Origin of the sequence: Spirabiliibacterium pneumoniae (genome assembly GCF_014884995.1) — a bacterium.
Lineage (GTDB): Bacteria > Pseudomonadota > Gammaproteobacteria > Enterobacterales > Pasteurellaceae > Spirabiliibacterium > Spirabiliibacterium pneumoniae.
In genome coordinates this window covers 189,327-207,966 of record NZ_JABMII010000004.1, presented here as the reverse complement: position 1 = coordinate 207,966, position 18,640 = coordinate 189,327, and the positions used below count along the sequence as shown (strand labels likewise).

Annotated in this window: 16 protein-coding genes and 2 pseudogenes; 8 read left to right on the top strand and 10 right to left on the bottom strand. The window is 43.9% G+C overall.

Going from position 1 to position 18,640, the window contains the following annotated elements:
- Nucleotide 1: 1 nt before the first annotated feature.
- The 10 genes and pseudogenes from HPC38_RS03390 to HPC38_RS03350 all read right to left on the bottom strand — a co-directional run.
- Nucleotides 2-904: pseudogene (locus tag HPC38_RS03390) on the bottom strand (N-acetylmuramoyl-L-alanine amidase); the annotation flags it as partial.
- 114 nt (nt 905-1,018) lie between these two features.
- Nucleotides 1,019-1,369 (bottom strand): annotated as a pseudogene (locus tag HPC38_RS10425) (AMIN domain-containing protein); the annotation flags it as partial.
- A 35-nt stretch (nt 1,370-1,404) separates the two neighbouring features.
- Nucleotides 1,405-1,887 (bottom strand): tRNA (adenosine(37)-N6)-threonylcarbamoyltransferase complex ATPase subunit type 1 TsaE, encoded by a 483-nt coding sequence (gene tsaE, locus HPC38_RS03385; protein ID WP_235977604.1) that lies wholly within the window; start codon nt 1,885-1,887, stop codon nt 1,405-1,407.
- A gap of 75 nt (nt 1,888-1,962) precedes the next feature.
- The gene (locus tag HPC38_RS03380) at nt 1,963-2,580 is read right to left on the bottom strand and encodes a 2-dehydro-3-deoxy-6-phosphogalactonate aldolase (RefSeq protein ID WP_208119866.1); all 618 of its coding nucleotides are present in this window, start codon (nt 2,578-2,580) and stop codon (nt 1,963-1,965) included.
- Between the two features lie 4 nt (nt 2,581-2,584).
- On the bottom strand, nt 2,585-3,502 hold the full coding sequence (locus tag HPC38_RS03375; protein WP_208119865.1) for a 2-dehydro-3-deoxygalactonokinase: 918 nt from the start codon (nt 3,500-3,502) through the stop codon (nt 2,585-2,587).
- 2 nt (nt 3,503-3,504) lie between these two features.
- Nucleotides 3,505-5,016 carry a tripartite tricarboxylate transporter permease gene (locus HPC38_RS03370; RefSeq protein WP_208119864.1) on the bottom strand — a complete coding sequence of 504 codons (1,512 nt, stop codon included), beginning with the start codon at nt 5,014-5,016 and terminating at the stop codon, nt 3,505-3,507.
- Between the two features lie 18 nt (nt 5,017-5,034).
- Nucleotides 5,035-5,511 (bottom strand): tripartite tricarboxylate transporter TctB family protein, encoded by a 477-nt coding sequence (locus HPC38_RS03365; protein WP_208119863.1) that lies wholly within the window; start codon nt 5,509-5,511, stop codon nt 5,035-5,037.
- 54 nt (nt 5,512-5,565) lie between these two features.
- A complete protein-coding gene (locus HPC38_RS03360; RefSeq protein ID WP_208119862.1) occupies nt 5,566-6,525 on the bottom strand; it encodes a Bug family tripartite tricarboxylate transporter substrate binding protein in 960 nt (319 codons plus the stop codon).
- 38 nt (nt 6,526-6,563) lie between these two features.
- Nucleotides 6,564-7,340 carry an SDR family NAD(P)-dependent oxidoreductase gene (locus tag HPC38_RS03355; protein WP_208119861.1) on the bottom strand — a complete coding sequence of 259 codons (777 nt, stop codon included), beginning with the start codon at nt 7,338-7,340 and terminating at the stop codon, nt 6,564-6,566.
- 28 nt (nt 7,341-7,368) lie between these two features.
- Nucleotides 7,369-8,094 (bottom strand): IclR family transcriptional regulator, encoded by a 726-nt coding sequence (locus HPC38_RS03350; protein WP_208119860.1) that lies wholly within the window; start codon nt 8,092-8,094, stop codon nt 7,369-7,371.
- 258 nt (nt 8,095-8,352) lie between these two features.
- Here HPC38_RS03350 and HPC38_RS03345 point away from each other — a divergent pair, with 258 nt between their 5' ends.
- The 8 genes from HPC38_RS03345 to HPC38_RS03310 all read left to right on the top strand — a co-directional run bounded on the left by HPC38_RS03345 (nt 8,353) and on the right by HPC38_RS03310 (nt 18,613).
- Complete coding sequence (locus tag HPC38_RS03345; RefSeq protein ID WP_208119859.1) at nt 8,353-9,387, top strand: ABC transporter substrate-binding protein; 1,035 nt, start codon at nt 8,353-8,355, stop codon at nt 9,385-9,387.
- An 81-nt stretch (nt 9,388-9,468) separates the two neighbouring features.
- Nucleotides 9,469-11,508: an ABC transporter permease gene (locus HPC38_RS03340; protein ID WP_408021841.1), complete on the top strand. Its 2,040-nt coding sequence runs from the start codon at nt 9,469-9,471 to the stop codon at nt 11,506-11,508.
- Between the two features lie 9 nt (nt 11,509-11,517).
- The gene (gene fbpC / locus HPC38_RS03335) at nt 11,518-12,579 is read left to right on the top strand and encodes a ferric ABC transporter ATP-binding protein (protein WP_208119857.1); all 1,062 of its coding nucleotides are present in this window, start codon (nt 11,518-11,520) and stop codon (nt 12,577-12,579) included.
- 114 nt (nt 12,580-12,693) lie between these two features.
- A complete protein-coding gene (locus tag HPC38_RS03330; protein WP_208119856.1) occupies nt 12,694-14,040 on the top strand; it encodes an imelysin family protein in 1,347 nt (448 codons plus the stop codon).
- 124 nt (nt 14,041-14,164) lie between these two features.
- Nucleotides 14,165-15,457 carry a di-heme oxidoredictase family protein gene (locus tag HPC38_RS03325; RefSeq protein WP_208119855.1) on the top strand — a complete coding sequence of 431 codons (1,293 nt, stop codon included), beginning with the start codon at nt 14,165-14,167 and terminating at the stop codon, nt 15,455-15,457.
- Nucleotides 15,454-16,476 carry a hypothetical protein gene (locus HPC38_RS03320; protein WP_208119854.1) on the top strand — a complete coding sequence of 341 codons (1,023 nt, stop codon included), beginning with the start codon at nt 15,454-15,456 and terminating at the stop codon, nt 16,474-16,476. Before HPC38_RS03325 ends, HPC38_RS03320 begins: the two co-directional genes overlap by 4 nt.
- Before the next feature lie 12 nt (nt 16,477-16,488).
- On the top strand, nt 16,489-17,490 hold the full coding sequence (locus HPC38_RS03315) for a sterol desaturase family protein (protein WP_208119853.1): 1,002 nt from the start codon (nt 16,489-16,491) through the stop codon (nt 17,488-17,490).
- Nucleotides 17,408-18,613 carry a cytochrome-c peroxidase gene (locus HPC38_RS03310; RefSeq protein WP_208119852.1) on the top strand — a complete coding sequence of 402 codons (1,206 nt, stop codon included), beginning with the start codon at nt 17,408-17,410 and terminating at the stop codon, nt 18,611-18,613. The genes HPC38_RS03315 and HPC38_RS03310 overlap by 83 nt, the downstream gene beginning before the upstream one ends.
- The last annotated feature ends 27 nt before the right edge of the window (nt 18,614-18,640 follow it).

Sequence of the window (18,640 nt, the reverse complement as noted above, 5' to 3'; positions counted from 1 at the left end):
TCAACTTAATTTTTTGCCCAACGCGCACGTTGTCATCTTTCAGCCCATTTAAGCGGCGCAACTCGCGCAATTTAATATTGTATTTAATCGAAATCAGCCCCAAACTTTCCCCTGGCTTGACAACATGCATGCTCGGCGTATCATCGCTGGCGACATTTTTGCTGCGGGTGCTGACCGCACTTTTATAATTGGCGGCCTCACCACTGGTGTTGTAGTAATCAATTAAGCCTTGATAAATGGCATTGGCAATCTTGCGGCGGTGCGCGGTGGTGGACAGCAGCTGTTCCTCGCGGGCATTGGATAAAAAGCCCGTTTCCACCAACACGGAAGGAATATCTGGCGAGCGTAACACCCCAAGGCTGGCGTGTTGCGGACGGTTTTTACTCAAACTCGCCACCCGCCCAATACGGCGCAAAATTGACTGCCCCAATTGGTAGCCCGCCCGTTGTGAATGTCCAAATTGCAAGTCTAACACGGTTTGGTTGAGGTATTTTTCATCGTGCGAGGCCAACACATTGCCCGCGCCGCCGAGCAGTTCGGATTGCTTTTCGTGATCTTCAAGCCAGCGCCCCATCTCACTGTTAGCACGCTTGTTCGACAGCACCCACACCGACGCCCCTTGGAAGCTCGCTAACACGTTGGAATCAGCATGGATAGAAATAAGATAATTGGCTTTATTTTTGCGTGCAATTTCTGAACGCTCAGGCACAGAAATATAATAATCACCTCGGCGCGTGAGCACACTGCGAAAACGTGGGTCAGCGTCCAGCATGGCTTTCAGTTCTTTGGCAATTTGCAAGGTAACATTTTTCTCGCGCACTTGTAAATTGGCGCCTGTTGCCCCTGGGTCTTTGCCGCCGTGGCCTGCATCAATGGCGATGGTCAGCACACTTGAACGGCGCATTGGTGGCACGGGAGCAGCTTTCGCAACGGGTTTGCTTTGGCTGACTTGCTTGGCGGTGCTGACCGCACTTTGGCTTTTTGCGCCAGCACTTTTCGGCACGCTGACGGTCACCGTTTTGCCTTTTTGCGCAAATTTGACCGTACTTTGACCTTCAAGTTCTAACACCACTCGCAAGGTCGTGCTGCGTGGGGATTGGCTGGTGCGCACTTTTTTTACTGCACCACTGCCACGCACAGGGAGCAGTGAGTTATTGTCTAATTGGCTATTTTGAAAATCAATCACCAAACGCTCAGGGTTATGTAGCGCAAAATAACTGAATTTACTCGGCAGCGAAAATGAGAATTGCACCTGTGTATTAGTATTATTTTCTGCCACCTTGACAGCATTTAGCGTGCCAGCAAACGCTGAAACACAAAGCAAAAAAAACAGCGCCACCGCACTCAAAACGCGAGCCAATTTGCTCATCACAGCCAGTTCCCCTCAGTTGATGTTTAAACTGCTTATTGTGCGAAAATTTGCGCCAATTGGCAAATGATTTGTGCGCCGAGTGGGGTTTTCGGTGTAAAGCTCAACGCCCTTCCTGCTGCTTGATAGGCAATATCTAGCACAATATCTGGCGGCTTAATAAAGCCCTCGCCTTTTTCTGCCCACTCAAGCAAACACAGCGCCTGGCTTTCAAAATAGTCCCGAATGCCCATGAATTCTAACTCTTCAGGGTCAGCCAAGCGGTAGAGATCGAAATGAAACACCGCCATAGGAGAAAGATGATACTCTTCCACCAATGTGTAGGTTGGGCTTTTTACATTACCCTGATGACCTAAAGCTTGCACCACGCCACGGCTAAATGTCGTCTTGCCCGCACCCAAATCACCGTTTAAATACACACAAAGTGCGGTATTTTGCGCCTGAATAGCGTGAGCAAAAGCCTGCGCCACATTCAAAAGTGCGGTTTCATCTTCACATGGTTTAGTCCACCCCTGCATCATTAATCCTCTAACATCAAACAATGCCGCTATCTTAGGGTGGTTATGACAAGATTACAACTGCATAGTACTAAATTACAGTGATTCGATAAGCCGTTGTGTTTTAGTTTGAATCTCATCTAGAGTATCGCCTGCTTTGAAAATATTCCCACCGATACCAAGTGCACACGCGCCACTTTGCATAAAGGCTTTACTATTTTCTGCATTAACACCGCCGACGGGGATGAGTTTTGTATTTTTAGGAAAAACACTTTTCCATGCTTTGATAACGAAAGGTGAAATCATTTCAGATGGAAAAAGTTTCAAACCATCAGCACCGTATTTTAGTGCAGTGAAACCCTCAGATGGTGTTATTACGCCTGGCAGCCATAGCATTCCTAATTGTTTGGTTTTGAGCCCAACGTCAATATCCAAATTAGGGGCGATAACAATTTCTGCGTCAATTTCGTGCAACGCAATAACATCTTTGACCGACAGAACAGTGCCAGCTCCAATAATAGCTTTTTCTTTGAAATGATTTTTAAGTAACTTGATACTTTCAAAAGGTGAAGGTGAATTGAGTGGCACTTCAATAATTCTAATGCCAGCTTGATAGAGTAAATTACCGACATCAATACACTCTTGGGGAGTCACGCCTCGCAGTATAGCAATAATTGGGCAAGTGCTAAGGCAAAGTTCAAATTTGTTCTGCATAATGTCATCCTTTGTATTGGTTAAAGATGGATAATGTGCCTTGAATAACGGTATTATCTGGTACTATCCTAAAGTGAAATCCAAGATAATCCAGTGCGCTGGCGTAGGCTCGTGGTAATTTACCATTACCCATGATCCAAATAGTGTCATCTTGATAAGATGATGCGCCGATTTCTGCGCCAATAAGAACGCCACTTAAAAAGCTCATGGCATGTTCCTGTGGCAGATCACCACATAAGACTTTGGTGCGAGATAAAAAAATATGATTAAGCAATTCACCGCCATGTTTAGATTCGAAACCTTTTTGGGCTCCTTGCTTGAACCATACTGATTGGCTATCAACGCTACCCTTAAATGCACCTAATATAGTTGATTGGCAAAGAGCGTGAAACATCTCTCCGGTTAAAAAGGATTTAAAATCTACCATTTTTGCATTTTTTATGGTGGCAACTTTAGAGTGAGTGCCCGTGATAATCATTGAAGCATCGGTTAAGTTTAATGCACTGATGGCACCAATAATTTCAGTTTCTTCCCCGCGGATAACATCAGGTGATTTTTCTGTTTTGTTTACACCAGGAATGAGCAAGATTTTGGCGTTTTGGCTATTTGGTACTTCAAGCATATTTTTTGCAAGTGTGCTGGCATCGCAAGGAAGTGATGTGTAAGGTGTTTCAAGCCAGCCATTTTTAGAGCCAATCATTCCAGACATCACAATAGGCAATTCAGCGCTATAGCCTTGTAGCTGGGTGATGTGTGTAAAAAGCACAGTTTCGAAGTTTGGAGAGGCTTTCAAAATGCCTTCATCTGTTGACACACTATCAATAATATCACCTTGTGGCCCTATTATTCTTGCACGAAATGAAGATGTTCCCCAATCTACGGCAATCAGATGAGCGTGATTTGATGGTTTTTGTTCTAGCATGATTAAACTCCCTTATTCACTGAAAATTTAGAAACCAAATAGTTATAGATTACTTTGATAACAGGGAAGAAAATAGTAAGCATAGCAATTGAAAACAGTGTGGCGGTGATCGGTCTTGTGTAGAGAAATTCAACACTGCCATTATGGAGTGCGAGTGCGCGTCTGAAATTGGATTCAGCCATAGGCCCCATAATCATAGCTAACACAATGGGTGATACTGGGAAGTCACGCATTCTTAACACATAACCGACAATGCCTGCTGTGAGCATGATGCTGATATCAAATACAGAGTTATTAATTGCAAAAGTACCTACCAAGCATAAACACAGAATAATAGGAATTAGATAAGATTTAGGCATGGACAACACTTTGACTAAGTATTTGAGTGTGGATAATCCAATGACCAATAATGCAATGTAGCAAATAAACATTCCCGCAAATAATGTGAATACCATGCCACTATGTTCTTTAAATAAAAGTGGGCCAGGTTGAAGTCCTTGTAATGTCAGTGCACCCAACATTACTGCAGTGACCGCATCACCTGGAATGCCTAAACTCAGCATAGGTAACATTGCGCCACCTGTGCAACCGTTTGAGCCAGCTTCAGCAGCGGCTACGCCTTCAATTCGCCCTGTACCAAAATGCGCCTTATGTTTTGAAAAGCGTTTGGCCTCATTGTACGACACAAAAGCAGCAATATCTGCGCCAGCCCCTGGCACCGAACCTATGCAACTACCAATAAAACCAGAGCGAATCATCAGTAGAAACTGATCTTTAATTTCTTTTAGTTTTGGTATAACACTAGGAATTTGAATATGATTGCGTTCAACTTCATTAGGCTCAGAAATGGATTTGAATGCCTCCGAGCCAGCAAATAAACCGATCATAACAGGGATGAAAGGAATGATCATAAGCTCTTGATTGCCAAAAGTGAAGCGGGGGTATCCTGTCATAGGATCTAGTCCTATTGTTGCAATTAGCAAGCCAATAAAGCCTGTGATGAGCCCTTTTAATAATGACTTGCCTGAAATGCTAATAATGATGCTTAAACCAAAAATGGCAAGTGCGAAATTTTCTGGCGCTGAGAATTCAAGCGCAAATTTTGCCAGTAATGGTGCTAAGAAAACTAACATTAAAACACTAACAATCCCACCAATAACGGATCCAATGGTAGCAAAACCTAGGGCTAAGCCCGCTTTACCTTTGCGTGTAAGTTGATAACCATCAAGTGCGGTTGCGGCAGCAGCAGGCGTACCAGGGATGTTTAATAAAACAGCAGTAATGGAGCCACCGTAAATACCTCCGAAAAAAACACCACTTATCATTAAAAGTGCTGAAACAGAGTCCATACCAAAGGTAAAGGGTAATAAAATGGCAACACCCATAGTGGCTGTTAAGCCAGGCAATACACCCAAGACAAGGCCAATACACACACCCATAAGCCCTAAAAATATTGCCATGGGTTGAGTAAACAAGCTATAAAATCCTGCAAGTAATAATTCTAAGTTTTCCATATGATTTCTCCTTCAATATTATTCAAAAATAATACCCAGTGGGAGTGGAACGTTGAGTAGTAATTGAAAGACGATATATATTAAGATTGTTATTCCCAATGCAGTTAAAATGATGTTTTTTTTGCTCTTGATGCCTAGCAGCAGCATTAACACACATGAAAATAAAAATGAAGCTAGATAAAACCCAATTATTGGAATGAGATAAATAGTTAATATATTAAAAATAATTGCAATAATCGCGCGTTTGATATTGAGTGGTAATGAGCTAATGGGTTCTGTTAAACTTGGTTTAAACAAGGTTTTGCCTATACCAATGAGACAAAGTAGCGCAAGTGCGGTTGCATAAAACAGTGGAAAGCGAGCTGCGCCAATATCATTTGCCATCGTGAAATCAGGAAAAGTATTAGCATAATACAGAGCAAAAGAAGCGACAGCGAGGAAGAAGATATAAATTGATAATATGATGTAATCAATTATTTTTTTATGGTTTTCCATAATTAACCTCAAGCGAGTAAATGGGTGCTAACTAAGGTTAGCACCTGAAATTAATTATTTAGCCATGCCTAATTTGGTCATAATGTCATGGAAAAAGGCATTATCGTGCTCAATCACTTTTTCAAATTCTTCTGAGTTTAGATATGCAGGTGTCAGATTCATTTTTTCGAGTGATTGGTTGAAAGCCTCATTTTGACTCACTTTTAGAGCTACTTCACTGAGCTTATTTACGATATCATCAGGTGTTTTTTTGGGGACAACAATACCTCGCCATGTTGCAATAGAAAGATCAACACCTAATTCTTTAAGTGTTGGAACATCTGGGAATTTTTCTGAGCGTTTATCTGCCATTATTGCAAGAATACGCACGGTATTATTTTGAACATGTGTGATCACTTCTGCAGGACTCACGGTCACGGCTTCAATATGTCCACCTAAAAGTGCGGTTACAGCTGGGTTTGCACCACCATACGGAATATGTGTAAATTTTGCCCCTGTTTTTTCACTTAATGCCTCGGCAGCAATATGCCAAATGGCACCTGTACCCGAATTACCAATGCGAATTTTGCCTGGATTATTTTGGGCATAATCAATGAATTCTTGGAAGGTATTCCATTGTGAGTCAGATTTAACTGAAATAGCAGAAGGTTCTGCATTTAAACGCGCAATAGGTTTGAAATCACTGGCTTTCCAATTAACTAATCCTAAATTTGGTAGCATAGTTAATTCAACAGTACCCGTACCAATTTTGTAACCATTTGGGCGAGCCATCACGATCTCTGTTAAACCTACAGCACCACCACCGCCAGCTTTGTTTACAACGCCCATATTGTGCGGTAGATACTGATTTGCAGTATCAACAAATGCGCGAGTAACAAGATCAGTTCCACCGCCTGCAGAGTAGGGCACAATCACCTCAATATTACGTGTCGGATAATCTGCCGCCTGAGAGACAGTCGTAGCGGCAAGGCAAGAAACACCGATGATGCTGATAAGCCGAGTTAATTTTTTCATATAAGTCTCCTAATAAAATATGACATTTTGAGAAAAGATTAAGGCATATATTGCCCACCATTAACATTGATAATTTGTCCTGTTATATAACCAGCGGCTTGATGTGATGCCAAAAATGCAAAAGCGGGGGCCATTTCTTCGGCTGTGCCAAATCGACCAAGAGGAATAGTTTTGTTTATAGCTTCACGTGTTGCCTGATCTTTATCTGCATGAAAATCAGTATCAACAGTGCCTGGTGAAACAAGATTGCAGCGAATACCATCTTTAGCATAGGCCATCGCCCATGATTTTGTGATGGTATGTAGCCAGCCTTTAGATGCTGCATATAACGAGGCGCCAGGTCCGCCACCCATATAAGCTGCAAAAGATCCAACATTAATTACCGAACTAGTCCAATTCGCTTGTTTAGCTGATTCAAGTAAATGAGGAAGGGCGTATTTGGTCATATATTGTGCAGATGCTACATTAAGGTTAAAAACGGCTTCAAGAAATTGTTCATCAATTTCGGGTAGTTGTTTTCGCCCAACTAGTCCGCCAACATTGTTGATAAGAATATCTATACCGTCATGCTCACTAACAAATTCATTGACTAGTTTTTTGCATTCAGACTCCTCACTTAAATCAGCACAATAATAAGCTGCTTTTCCCCCTGCTTGCGACATTTGTGACAGTAAATTATCAAGATCTTTAGGTGGTCGCCTTGATGTTATGGCAACCGTTGCACCGAGTGAAGCAAAAAGCTGCGCGACAGCAAGACCGATTCCAGCAGATGAGCCGGTTACGATGACTTTTTTATTGCGTAAATCACTTAACATATACTCTCCTTATTTTTTGTAGCGAATATCATAAATTTTCAATTTTGTTTGAAATGGTCTGTGCAGTGTTTTTTAGTACAGCAACTAGCTCATGCATTCTTTCGTTAGGCATATAAACACTGATACTCGCAACAGAAATAGCAGCAATTATTTGTCCATATTTGTTGCGTATTGGCACAGCCACACAGCGTAAAATCTCGCAGTTATCCTCCAAATCAAAAGAAAAATCACCTTTACGATACTCACTCATCCGTTTTTTCAGCTCTTCGTGTTTGTCTGTTGCCGCGTAGTGAGTAATTAAGCGATTTATCTCTGTTATTGGCAAATCAAGCATCAGAGATTTACCTATACCAGTGATGACTAAAGGCAGTCGATCACCTATTCTTGAACGCATTTCTATCTGGCGAGATCCTGAAATTTTGTCTAAATAAAAAATATAATCGCCTTCACGAATGCCTAAGTGGACAGTATCTTTTGTTAGCCTTGCCAGCTCTTCCAAATAAGGATGTGCAATGGCTTTGAGTGGCATTTGCTCCTGTGCAATAATGCCTAGTCTAATAATACTGGTGCCCAATACATAACCAATGCCAGCAACATGACGAATATAATTTTTAGTTTCTAATGATTTTAGTGTTCTATGCACAGTGGTTTTAGGCATATCTAATGCTTTTTGGATATCAGTTAGTGTTCTGTATCCAACAGAGATAGCTTCAAGTACATCGATGCTTTTCAAAATACTTTTAGTTTCATTCATATTTCATCCTTATCCGCAATTACTTTAACGCAATAAATACTCAATTTATGTGATCAATGCCATAGTTTCATAATGTAAAATAAGTATTCCATATTGTGGGATTTTTATAGCCAACTCGTAAATGATAGTGGGCATAAACCGCACTTTTAGAACAAATAGACGTCTATTTAACAACTTGTGAATTAACTCACAGAATGGGAGGAATTTTTTCGATATACTAAATTCAATTTTCGTATTTCGACATAAAAAGGAGAGCGTATGAAAATGTCTAAGTTATCTTTGGTGGCGGCATCATTACTGATTGCGGGGGTGTTTACGGCAACGGCACAGGCTAAGGGGCGTCTGGTGGTGTATTGTAGTGCAACCAATGCAATGTGCGAAAGCGAAGTACAAGCGTTTTCTAAAAAATACGATGTGAAAACCTCGTTTATCCGTAATGGCTCAGGTAGCACATTCGCTAAAATTGAGGCAGAAAAAAACAATCCGCAAGCAGACGTTTGGTATGGCGGTACGTTTGACCCACAATCGCAAGCAGGTGAATTAGGGTTGTTGGAAGCGTATCAATCACCTAATTTAAAAGAAATTGATGAAAAATTCCGTGATCCTGGTAAGGTAAAAGGTAACCTTTCATCAGCTATTTACATCGGGATTTTGGGCTTTGGGGTGAACACCGAGCGGCTAAAAAAACTGGGCATTAATGAAGTGCCAAAATGTTGGAAAGATTTGCTTGATCCGCGCTTAAAAGGGGAAATTCAAATTGCTGACCCGCAAAGTTCAGGTACAGCCTATACTGCAATTGCAACCTTTGTCCAGTTGTGGGACGAAGGAAAAGCGTTCCAATATTTCAAAGACTTAGACAAAAATATTTCACAATATACGAAATCGGGCATTACCCCTGCGCGCAATGCCGCGCGCGGTGAAAGTGCGGTCGGGATAGGCTTTTTGCACGACTATGCGCTTGAGAAAGAAAAAGGCGCGCCATTGGAGCTGATTGCACCATGTGAAGGTACAGGCTATGAGCTTGGTGGGGTGAGCATTTTGAAAGGTGCGCGTAATTTAGACAATGCAAAATTATTTGTGGATTGGGCCTTGTCAAAAGAAGGGCAAGAAGTGGCGTGGAAATCAGGGCAATCTCACCAAACCTTAACGAATACCACGGCAGAGCAATCACCAAGTGCGATAGATCCTAATAAATTGAAATTGGTGAACTACGATTTTGAGAAATATGGCTCAACTGAGATGCGTAAGGCATTGATCAATAAATGGGTTGAGGAAGTGAAGTTGTCTAAATAATATGTGAAGATAGAGGGAATGGTGCTGCGCCATTCCCTTTTTATTTTTAATGTTTGAGGTTTTATGAAATTGATAACAACAATGGCGAACAAACCGCACTTTTGGGTGTTGATTTGCTTTTTAGGGTTTGTTTGCCTGCCATCAATGGCGTTGGATTATGGGCTGATTGACTCGACTTTAGATGAGATGGTTGAGGCGATGGGTTGGTATAGTGTCAACCTAAGTTGGCTGTGGTTTTCGCCAGTGTTGCTCTTTTTATTTTTGCCGATGCTAGGTGTGGGAAGTCGCGCGCAGGCGATATTGTCGTTGGGATTGGTGTGCGCAACCGCACTTTTGGTTTTTATTAGTGCCATTATGTATAAAGTTAGCCTGGGGTATTCGGTGATTGTGCTGTTTATGGCGCTCACCGCGATCGCCACGCTCTCTTTAGCTAAATTAAAAGTGATGCAAGGGGATAAATTTATTATCGCCTCGCTGTTGGCGATCATCTTGCTGATCTTTTTCTTTATTGTTTATCCGACGGTAGCGATTTTCATCTCCATGTTTTACGACGGCGATGAGTTTGTTCCTAGCCAAGTGCTGCATATTTTAAGTCAAAACTATATCATTAGGGTGATCACCAACTCATTGTTGCTCTCAGGCTTTGTGGGGCTGATGTCTACCGTGTTTGGGCTGGCATTTGCGCTTTACACCACACGCATTGCGAAACGTACGGCTTTTATTGGTAAGATCTTTTCTATTTTGCCGATCGTGACACCGCCATTTGTGGTCGGCCTTGGGGTAACGTTAATGCTTGGGCGCTCAGGGTATGTGACGGATTTTCTCTACACTCACTTTGGGTTTACGAATACCAATTGGCTTTACGGTTTTAACGGGATTGCGATTGCACAAATTTTGGCGTTCACGCCGCTGGCGTTTATGATTTTAGATGGTGCGTTGAAATCCATTCATCCGTCGATTGAAGAAGCCTCTTACACATTGCGCGCTAATCGCTATCAAACCTTTTTCCAAATTATTTTTCCACTGTTGCGCCCAGCGTTGGCCAATGCGTTTTTGTTGGTGTTTATCCAATCATTGGCGGATTTTTCCAACCCTTTAGTGCTTGGTGGCAGCTTCGATGTGATCGCGACCCAAATCTATTTCTACATTGCTGGTTCGCAGCTTGATTATGCCTCGGCGAGTACCTTAGGCACCCTGTTGTTGATTTTCTCGCTCGGGATTTTTATCGTGCAGTATATTTGGATCGGCAACCGCTCTTATGTCACGGTGTCAGGGAAGTCTTACCGTGGCGATGTGCAAGATTTACCCGCAGGCTTGAAAAATCTTATCATTGGATTGTTAGCATTTTGGATTGTTTTTAACCTTGTGCTCTATGGCAGCATTTTCTACGGGAGTTTCACCGTCAACTGGGGCGTGGACTACACCTTAACCACACGCAATTATGTGGAAATGTTCGGGCAAGGTTTCAGCGAAGGCGCGTGGCCATCACTTATCAATACTATTATTTATGCGGGCATTGCCGCGCCTCTGACCGCACTTTTTGGGTTATTGATTGCTTATATTGTGGTGCGCAAAGAGTTTCAAGGCAAAAAAACGCTCGAGTTTTTAACCATGTTGTGCTTTGCGGTGCCAGGAACAGTGGCAGGGGTGTCCTATATCTTGGCGTTTAATAATGCCCCGATGTACATCACTGGCACGGGCATTATCATCATTATTTCTATGGTGATGCGTGATTTGCCAATTGGGATGCGTGCGGCTATTGCAGGGTTGGGGCAACTTGATAAGTCACTGGATGAGGCCTCCCTTTCCCTTAAAGGCAGTTCGTTTAAAACGATTATCTATATTGTCTTCCCGCTGCTGAAGCCTGCGTTGCTGTCAGCGTTGGTCACCAGCTTTGTGCGTGCGATGACCACGGTCAGCGCGATTATTTTCTTGGTTACCGCCGATACGCGTGTGGCAACAGCGTACATTTTAAATCGCGTGGAAGATGGCGAATACGGCACGGCCATTGCCTATGGCTCAGTATTAATTGTGGTGATGATGTCGATTATCTTATTGTTCGACTGGGCAATTGGGGATACTCGCATTTCGCGTTCTCGAGCAAAAATGACAAACGAATAGGAACGACTAATGACAACACATAATGAAGATTTTTTAGTATTAAAAAATGTCACGAAATCCTTTGGCAAATCGGTGGTGATTGATAATCTCAATTTACGCATTAAACGTGGCACCATGACGACTTTGCTCGGGCCGTCAGGCTGTGGCAAAACCACCATTTTGCGCCTAGTGGCAGGGCTTGAAAGCCCAACATCGGGGCAAATTTTTATTGATGGCGAAGATGTGACTAAATCATCTATTCAAAATCGCGATATTTGCATTGTGTTTCAATCTTATGCGCTGTTCCCGCATATGTCGATCGCTGATAACGTTGGGTACGGTTTGAAAATGTTGAATGTGAGTAGTAAAGAGCGCAAGCAGCGCATTGAAGAGGCACTCGCATTAGTGGATTTAGAAGGCTTCGGTGATCGCTATGTGGATCAGATCTCTGGCGGGCAACAACAGCGTGTCGCATTGGCTCGCGCCTTAGTGTTGAAACCTAAAGTATTGTTGTTTGACGAGCCATTGTCTAACCTTGATGCAAATTTGCGCCGCTCAATGCGTGAGAAAATTCGTGAATTGCAACAACAGCTCAACATCACTTCGCTGTATGTCACCCATGATCAAACGGAAGCGTTTGCCGTGTCTGATGAGGTGATTGTGATGCACAAAGGGCACATTATGCAAAAAGCAAGTGCCAAAGAGCTTTATCTTCGCCCTAATTCCCTGTTTTTAGCTAATTTTATGGGCGAGTCGACGATCTATCCTGCCACGTTGAATGATGGGCGCGTTGCCATTAATGACTATGAATTTGACTTCCCCGATTATGCCAACTTTGCGGTGAAAGACGGTGAGTGTATGCTGGGTATTCGTCCAGAAGCTGTATTTTTAAAGCAAGAAGGGTTGCCGTCAGCGCGTTGTGAAATCAAAAGTGCGGTTTACATGGGCAATCACTGGGAGGTAATTGCACTGTGGCAGGGAAAATCGCTTTTAGTGAATACTCGCCCTGAAGATTTTCATGCTGAGCAAAAAGTGGCGTATGTTACGCTATCTATGCGGGGTGTTTTCCTGTTACCAAATGAAACACAATAAGCAAAGTGCGGTAAAAAATACCTCTTTTGATGGATAAAATTTGATATTGATTTAAATTTGACTGATAATAGTTAGTATTTACAGTCGTTCTATTTTTAACCCGAGGAGAATCACATGTTGAAATTAAAAACACTAACCGTTGCTATTTGTGCAGGGCTTGCCATTGGCACAGCAACACTCAGTGCAAATGCTGCTGATTTAACGGCTGCACAGGTGAAACAAGCGCAGTCATTTTTAAACACTTATGCCCAGATTGCAGATCTTGCTTATGCCGATAGTTTGAAAGACGCCAAAAAATTGCAACAAGCGATTGACGCCTTTGTGAAAAATCCGACAGAAGAGACATTAAAACAAGCAAAACAAGCCTGGCTTGATTCTCGTGAATCTTATGGTCAATCTGAAGTATTCCGCCTTTCTCAAGGGCCAATTGATGCCGAAGAAGGCTGGGTAGAAGAAAAATACGGTAACAAAGAAGAGCAAATCAATGCGTGGCCACTGGATGAAAATATGATTGACTACACCGTGGATGCGGAAGGTAAGAAAACCAGCGGTAATATCATTGATTCAAAAGGAAAATTTAATCCAGGTGGGGAAAATCCAACCGATGTCAATGTGGATAAAATTACCCCTGAAGTGATTACTGAGCTTAACCAAAATGGTGGTGAAGCTAACGTGGCTTCAGGGTATCACGCCATTGAATTTTTATTGTGGGGTCAAGATCAAGACTATAATAACTTCATTGAAGATAAAGTCACACACGGCGCGATGACCGCTGGCCAACGCCCATTAACTGACTTCACCACCGATAAATTTGCACAACGTCGCCTTGACTACCTCAAAGCAACAACCGACAAGTTAGTGAATGATTTAGAAGTGGTTTACAGTGCATGGACGCCAGACGGCGAATATCGTCAAGCGTTGCTTGGTAAACTAGCAGGCGACAAAGCAAAAGAAAATATTCCTGAAGCAGATGCGCTGAAAGACATTTTCATTGGTATGGGGATGTTTATCAAATCTGAGTTGGCGAATGAGCGTATTGCGGTTGCGGTGTTGACACCAAGTGAAGAAGATGAGCATTCTTGTTTCTCTGACAACACACACCGTGACATTGCACAAAACTTCTTAGGCTTTGAAAACGTGTTGCTAGGTCAATACAACGGTAAAAAAATTGGTGAAGCCCCAATTGATGCGTTGAATGCCCAAGATAAAGCCGAAATTGAAAAAATGTTGAAGAGCATTAATGGTCGTATCGCAAAAATTGATCATTTAGCGAAAACAACAATGCACTTTGACTATCAAATTCACCCAGAAAATAAAGCTGAAGCGCAAAATATCGTTAGCTTGAAAAATGAATTGCGTCGCCTTGGCGATAAAATGGTGATGGTGGCGAAAACCTATGGTGTTAGCTTGACCACAGATGATGTCACCGATAGTGAAGAAAATCACGATTACGAAAAATAATCTGCTAAAATTGGCGGCCTTGGTCGCCAATTTTTAACACTGGGTTATTATGCAATTGAGCAAATCATGTCACATTGCACCTTGGCTTGTAGGTGCAGTGTGCTTTTCTTTTCCACTCCTTCTTATGGCGAAAACTGCCGACGGCGGGTTGTTTGAGAACCGCACTTTGTTGCCAACACACCATGCCGTGAACAATTTAAGCGATGACGAGCTTGATGAATTTATGCTCGGTCGCTCCTTTTTTACAATTCCTTGGGTGGTCGCACCGAGTGCGACTACCGCGCGTGACGGGCTTGGGCCACTATTTAATGCCAATGCTTGTGTGGCATGCCATAGTGAAAACCGCCATAAAACAGCGCTTGATAAAGGGCAAGGCGTCAACCGCACTTTAGTGTTTAAACTTTCTCAGCCAAGCCTGCATTCGCAACGCCCAGCGCACAGCGTCACCATGGTTGATCCTGTTTATGGCAGCCAAATTGCGATTAATGCAACTGGCAGTGTGCCATTTGAGGCAAAAACCGCACTTCGCTGGCAAGAACATACTGACACGCTTGCCGATGGCACAGCCGTTTCGCTGCGTCGCCCTATCGGTGAGCTCAGCGAGCTTAATTATGGTCCACTGGATAAAAACACGCGTATTAGCTTGCGCATTGCGCCTGTGTTGACAGGGCTTGGTTTGTTGGAAGCCGTGCCTGATGAGGCGATTCTTGCCATGGCTGAAAAGCAGGCTAATAGTCAAAGTGCGGTCAAAGGGAAAGTGCAGTGGGTGTATAATCCGTACACGCAGCAAAAAGAGATTGGGCGATTTGGTTATAAGGCAGCGCACAGCAGTGTACGTATGCAAACCGCTGACGCGGCGCTCAACGACATGGGGTTGACCAATCCGTTTTACCCACAGGAGAATTGTACTGCGGCACAAATAGCGTGCTTGAATGCTTCTCCGTCACGCAATTCGCCACAAGGGCGGATTGACTTGCCGCTGCTGCGCCTTGATGCGATTGCGTTTTATCTTAAAAAATTGCGTGCGCCTGCCAATGTGGGCAAGCACTCATATCAACATGGCGAGCAGCTTTTTAATCAATTAGGTTGCCAGGAATGCCACACGCCCGTGCTAGAAACCGCCGATCGCGTTCGTTTTATGCCCTATACGGACATGCTGTTGCACGAGATGGGGGATGGGCTGTCAGACAACCGCCCTGAATTTGACGCCAGTGCCACCGAGTGGCGCACAACCGCACTTTGGGGGCTGAATGCACGCTTGAAAGCAGGCATTTTGTTGCTGCACGATGGGCGTGCGCGCACCGTCACCGAAGCCATTTTATGGCACGCGGGGCAGGGGCAAGAGAGTAAAGAGAAATTTAAACAGTTAAACGCAGGTGACCGACAAGCGTTGCTTGATTTTGTGGAGTCGTTATGAGTATCAAAAAAATAGCCATTATCGTGGCGCTTGTGAGTGTGGTGGCGGTGTTGGTGTTAATTAAAGACCCAAATGCCCAGCAAGATGAAGCGCTTGGGGCGATGTATGACAATGTGGTGGTGAAAAATGCACAAAGTGCGGTGCAACAATGCCACCTATGGCAACAAACGCTAGACACCTCCCAAGCAGGCGAGCGCAGCACGGCGCTAGATAACGGCTTTAAAGACCTGATCTTGCGTTGGAAAGCGGTGGAGGCGACGTATATCGCGGGGGATTTGGATCAAGACGCCATCGATTATCCACGCTATTTGGATATTTTCCACGTGGGCAACGAAAGCATCACCGAGCAAATGCAAAAAGTGTTAAAAAGCAGTTCTGCGCCTAGAACCGCACTTTATAAGCATTCTTATAAAACGGTCAACGCGCTGGAGGCGGTGCTTTATGCCGATGATCAGCTAACTGAGCGTAAGCTGGCGATCGCCAAAGGCATCAGTGACAATATTTGTGAGCGCTTGAGTGACATTGCGGCGGTGTATGAAAACAACCGTGATCACTTCCTCAGTGCGCGTGATAATGCGCTATCTATGCTGGCGAATGTGTTGGCCAATCAAACGTTGGGCTTGAAAGACTGGCGCATTGGTGATGTGGCGGGTTTGACAAAAAAATACCTCAATCAAGGCGATTCACGCCGTGCAGAGTATTTCTTAAGTCATTTAAGCTTAGCGGCGATAGGTGAGATTTTACACACGCAAAGCCAGCTGATCAGCCCGCAATCATTCCCTAATTTTGTGGAAATTGCTGATATTTATGGTGCTCAAAAACAGTTGGAGCAAGCACAAAGCCAGCTAGAACAAGCACAAGCAGAAGTGGCAAGATTAAATAAGAGTGAATTTGATTTCGATCAGCAAGAGAGCAAATTGTTGTATCAAGTGGTCGGTAAATTACAAAGTAGCTACTATAATAGCCTTATCCAAGCCTTGCCTGTAATGGCAAAAATTCTTGAAGCCGATGGGGATTAAGAAGGTGCAATAGTGCCACTGATAGATGATTATTTGTTCAACCCGCAACAGCGCCTCTATTGGGGCTACCTTGCTAGCGCGCTGGCGATTGCGCTGTTGTATATGTTGTTCCAACCTCGTAGGCAAACCACCACCGTTCGCAGTTGCTTGGGCGAGATAAAAACCTATTGGTTGCACCCAAGTGCGCTGTTGGATTATCGTTATTTTGTCGCCGTGTGGCTGGTGAAAGTCTATCTTCTCTTGCCGCTGATTTTATCAGCCAAGACGGTGGCGCTTTATACCAATCTTGTTTTGTTAAAACTCCATGCACCGTTGCATTTAAGTTGGTCGCCTTGGCTGACCACATTGTGTTACACAACCGCACTTTTCGTTGCCAGCGAATTTACACGTTATTGGCTGCACCGCTGGCTGCACACCGTGCCATGGCTGTGGCAATTTCACAAAGTGCATCACAGCGCGCCTGTGCTTAACCCAATCACGTTTTATCGTGTACACCCGATGGAGAACTTGCTCTTTGGGCTACGCTATGCACTTACCGCAGGTGTGGTGACAGGGGTGTTTTTATGGGCGTTTGGCGCGGGCATTAATGTGTATATGATCGGTGGTGCGAATGGCTTTATTTGGTTAATGGCCATGCTCGGTGGCAATTTGCGGCACTCACACATCTATTTGCGTTACCCAAAATGGCTTGAGCACTGGTTGATCTCGCCAGCACAGCACCAATTGCATCACACCTATGAATACGCGGCGCGTAATTTTGGCGGCTATTTAAGCGTGTTCGACCGCACTTTTGGCACACTGCAAACCAGTGAACATATCAACACGCCACCGCCATTTGGCTTCCCTGAAAAAATGGCAAAGCATTACCGCACTTTATTTGATCTATTTAAGCAGCCGTTTGTTGACTGCTGGATGTTGTGGAGAAAAAATCATGAAAAAACGTTATCTCACGCTGATCGTCAGCGCAGCGTGTTGCTGCGTCGGCAATCTCGCCTTCGCGAAGGCAACCGTTGACAAAGTTGCCCTTGGCGAAGCGCTATTTTTTGACACCGATCTCTCTTTTTACCAAAATGAAAGTTGTTCAAGCTGCCATAATCCCGATCATGGCTACACCGATGGCCGTGCCAGCAAAGCGAATGGCATTGTGTCTGAGGGCAGTGATGGGCATTCTTTCGGAACGCGTAATGCGCCAACGGCCGCTTATGCTAAATTCTCACCGCACTTTCATTTTGACAAGAAAAAGGGTGAATATGTCGGCGGTCAATTCTTAGATGGACGGGCAGTCGATTTAGCCGCGCAAGCTGGAGGGCCGCCAGTGAATCCAGTTGAAATGGCGATGGGCAATGAAGATGAAGTGGTGGCACGCATTAAAGCCAATCCGTTTTATCACGACAATTTTATTCAGCTCTATGGTGAGCACGTATGGGACAGCACGAAAACAGCCTATGCCGCCATGACCGATGCTATTGCCGCCTATGAAATGACCGATGAATTTGCGCCATTTGATTCCAAATATGACCGTTATTTGCGTGGTGAGTATGAGCTGACACTACTAGAGGATTTGGGACGCACGCTGTTTTTCTCAAATAATAATCTGAAATGTATTGAATGCCACACGTTGGAAAAACGTGAAGATCTGAAAAACGAAACCTTCACCAATTATGAATATCACAACATTGGCGTGCCATCGAATCCTGAACTGTTAGCGCTGGATAAACTGCCTGACAGTTTTAAAGATGAGGGCTTGGCGGAAAATCCGATGATCACCGATCCCGCCGATAAAGCGAAACAACGCGGCAAATTCAAAGTGCCAACCTTGCGCAATGTTGCGGTCACCGGGCCTTATATGCACAACGGTGTGTTTAAAGATTTGCGTACGGTAGTGTTGTTCTACGATAAGTATAATAACCCAGATAATAAAATTAACCCTGAAACAGGCAAACCATGGGGTAAACCAGAAGTGGAAGGCACGTTGAGCATGGATAAATTGTTAGCGCAAAAACTCACTGATCGTAAAGTTGATGCGCTGGTGGCGTTTATGGAGACCCTCACCGACAAACGTTATGAGCCACTCCTTGAGCAGCAAAAGAAAACGCGCGCCCAAGCGAAAGCCAAGCAGCAATCGCAAGGGAAGTAAGTTACCAGAAAAAAAACCGCACTTTGA